Raw genomic sequence first — 2,705 nt, forward strand, 5'->3', positions numbered from 1 at the left:
TCGATGAGTTTCGGCAGCGATGCCGGCGCGATTTCATCGAGCACATAAGCGCACGTGACCAGATCGGCCGGCTCGATGTCAGCAAGGTCGATGGTGGCATCACCGGCCAGCCATCTGCTCTGGGCGGCAATAGTGTTGCCGGCAAGCGTCTCGCCGACCTTACGCACGGCGGCACTGGCTTCGAACAACACCGCCTGTTCGAGATCGGGCCACAGATCGGTCGCGGCCCAAAGCACCGTGCCAGGGCCGGCGCCGACATCGAGCAAGGTCCTGGGCTGAAAGGCAGGCTTGGCGTCGCTCAGCGCGTCGAGGCTGGCACGGATCGCGGCATAGGTCGCCGGCAGCCGCGTCGCCAGATAGGCCTTCACCGCCAGATCCTCGGCCATGTGCAGACGGCCGTCGCGCAACTCGGCGCGGTAGCGGTCGGACAGCGTCTTTGCCGCTTGCTTGAGTACCGCCAGCGGAACGTTTTCGAGCAGACGCTCGACACCTTGGCGAAGGGAGGCAGGCAACTCCATCTCAAGCGCCCCGCGGGACGAGAAGGATCACCGAAGCACCGGCAATGCAGAGCGCGGCACCGGCAAGATCCCAGCGGTCGGGGCGAACGCCTTCAACCAGCCACAGCCAGCCAAGCGACGCCACGATGTAGATGCCGCCATAGGCGGCGTAGGCGCGACCGGCGGCTGACGTGTCGACCAGCGCCAGCAGGAAGCCGAACAGGGCAAGCGAGGCGAGGCCGGGAAGCAGCCAAAGCGGCGACTTCTCCAGCCGCCACCAGGCCCAGAATGAAAAGCAGCCGGCGATCTCGGCCAGAGCGGCGGCGGCATAGAGGACAAAGGTCATGAAAAAGGTCCCGCGACGGTCACGGGACCTTTTTCAGTGCCGGCGCCGGCAATGGCAAGCGGCAATGCTATTCCTGGTCGGCAACCTTGCGGCGGCGAGCCGGCTTGGCGGCCGGGCTCTTTTTGACGGGAGCCGTTTCACGATGCCCCATATCGCGCATCTCCAGCGCTTTTTCGCATTTGGCCATGTAGTCGCGTGTCATCGGCAGCGTATCGTTCTTCTTGGCGATCTGGATCTGGAAGATCACCAGATCCTGCCAGCGGAATGCGGCTTCCGAGGCCGCCAGATAGAATTCCCACATGCGGCAGAAGCGCTCGTCATAGATCGCCTTGGCCTTGTCGCGATTGGCGGCGAAGCGCTCGCCCCAGTGCTTCAGCGTGTCGGCATAGTGGAGCCGCAGGATCTCGACGTCGGTGACGACCAGGCCCGACTTCTCGATCGCAGGCATCACTTCCGACAGCGACGGGATGTAGCCGCCCGGGAAGATGTATTTGCGGATGAAGGCGCTGGTCGCCCACGGCACGCCGGAACGGCCGATCGTGTGCAACAGCATGACGCCATCCGGCTTGAGCAGCGTCGCGCTCTTGTCGAAGAAGGTGCGATAGTGGTTGACGCCGACATGCTCGAACATACCGACCGAGACGATGCGATCGAAACGCTCATTGAGTTCGCGGTAGTCCTTCAGCTCGAAATGCACGCGGCTTTCCAGCCCTTGCGCATGCGCCCGGTCGGTGGCGACGCCATGCTGCTCGGTCGACAGCGTGACGCCTTGCACGTCGACGTCGAACGCCTTGGCGAGATAGAGGCCAAGCCCGCCCCAGCCGGAGCCGATGTCGAGCACCGTCTGGCCGGCCTTCAGCCGGAGCTTGGCGGCGATGTGGCGTTTCTTGGCGCCCTGCGCCTCGTCGAGCGTCATGTCCGGCTGCTCGAAATAGGCGCAGGAATATTGCATGTCCTCGTCGAGGAAGAGCCGGTAGAGATCGCCCGACAGATCGTAGTGGCGCTGCACGTTGCGCCGCGAGCGCGAGGCGGTGTTGATCTGCTGCAGCCGGCGGAAGGCGTGGCGCAGGCCTTCGATGGCCTTCGACCAGGTGGCGTCGATGCCGCCGCTGCCCATGTTCTGGAAGGCGATGCGCATCACGCCCAGCACGCCGCCCTCGAGAATGTCGAGTTCGCCGTCCATGTAGGCTTCAGGCACCGCCAGCATCGGATCGAAGGTGATGGCGCGCTCGGCATGCGCGGTCTTGATGTGCATGTGCACCGGTTCGCCGCTGCCGTCGCCGAAAACCACCGCCGTGCCCTTGGGGCCGGTTACCCTAAGATTGCCGGTGCGCACCAAGCGGTCGAGAACGCGCTTTAACAGAATATTCATGACCAAATGTCCCCTCTCGGCCAGACAGGCTGCCTTGGCGCGTGACCGCGAAAATCGGGATCGATTTCGCCGGAGATCTTGCGCCGAACCAAAGTTGCACAGCGTGCTTTGCGCGGCCAAAGGACGCGCGACGCCATAGTCTGCAACAATATATAGGGGTTCGAAAAGTTCCATTTGGCACAAAAATGCCCGGGCGCGAGGCCCGGGCATTGGTCCAGCATGGCTGGATGACGGCAAAGTGATCGGAGCTTGGCGTCAAGTCGTGATCAGCCCCATGGCTCCAATCGCTTGCGACGTGTGATCAGGCGTTGTCTTCGTCGCCCTCGAACTCGGTGTTCGGATCGAAGAAGTTCTCCGGCCGGGCGTTGTCGTTGATGTCGTCGCCATAGATGGCTTCGGCGGTGGTCAGCGTCTCGCCCTTGGCCTGCGCTCGGCTTCGTCGGCCGTGCGGGCGATGTTGAGCGTGACGGTGACCTCGACTTCCGGATGC

3 protein-coding genes and 1 pseudogene are annotated in these 2,705 nt (G+C 63.6%); all 4 read right to left on the minus strand.

Annotation, left to right across the window (positions count from 1 at the left end; translation table 11 throughout):
- Nucleotides 1–518, minus strand: a 518-nt coding sequence (locus tag EOA22_RS30100) for a small ribosomal subunit Rsm22 family protein (RefSeq protein WP_281040799.1), incomplete at its 3' end; no start/stop codon positions are given.
- Between the two features lies 1 nt (nt 519).
- Nucleotides 520–843 carry a YnfA family protein gene (locus EOA22_RS30105; protein WP_013532523.1) on the minus strand — a complete coding sequence of 108 codons (324 nt, stop codon included), beginning with the start codon at nt 841–843 and terminating at the stop codon, nt 520–522.
- Between the two features lie 67 nt (nt 844–910).
- Nucleotides 911–2,215 carry a cyclopropane-fatty-acyl-phospholipid synthase family protein gene (locus EOA22_RS30110; protein ID WP_013532522.1) on the minus strand — a complete coding sequence of 435 codons (1,305 nt, stop codon included), beginning with the start codon at nt 2,213–2,215 and terminating at the stop codon, nt 911–913.
- A gap of 301 nt (nt 2,216–2,516) precedes the next feature.
- Nucleotides 2,517–2,705, minus strand: a pseudogene (locus EOA22_RS30115) (50S ribosomal protein L9); the annotation flags it as partial.

Source organism: Mesorhizobium sp. M7A.F.Ca.US.014.04.1.1 (assembly GCF_003998745.1).
In the GTDB taxonomy this organism is placed as follows: domain Bacteria; phylum Pseudomonadota; class Alphaproteobacteria; order Rhizobiales; family Rhizobiaceae; genus Mesorhizobium; species Mesorhizobium ciceri.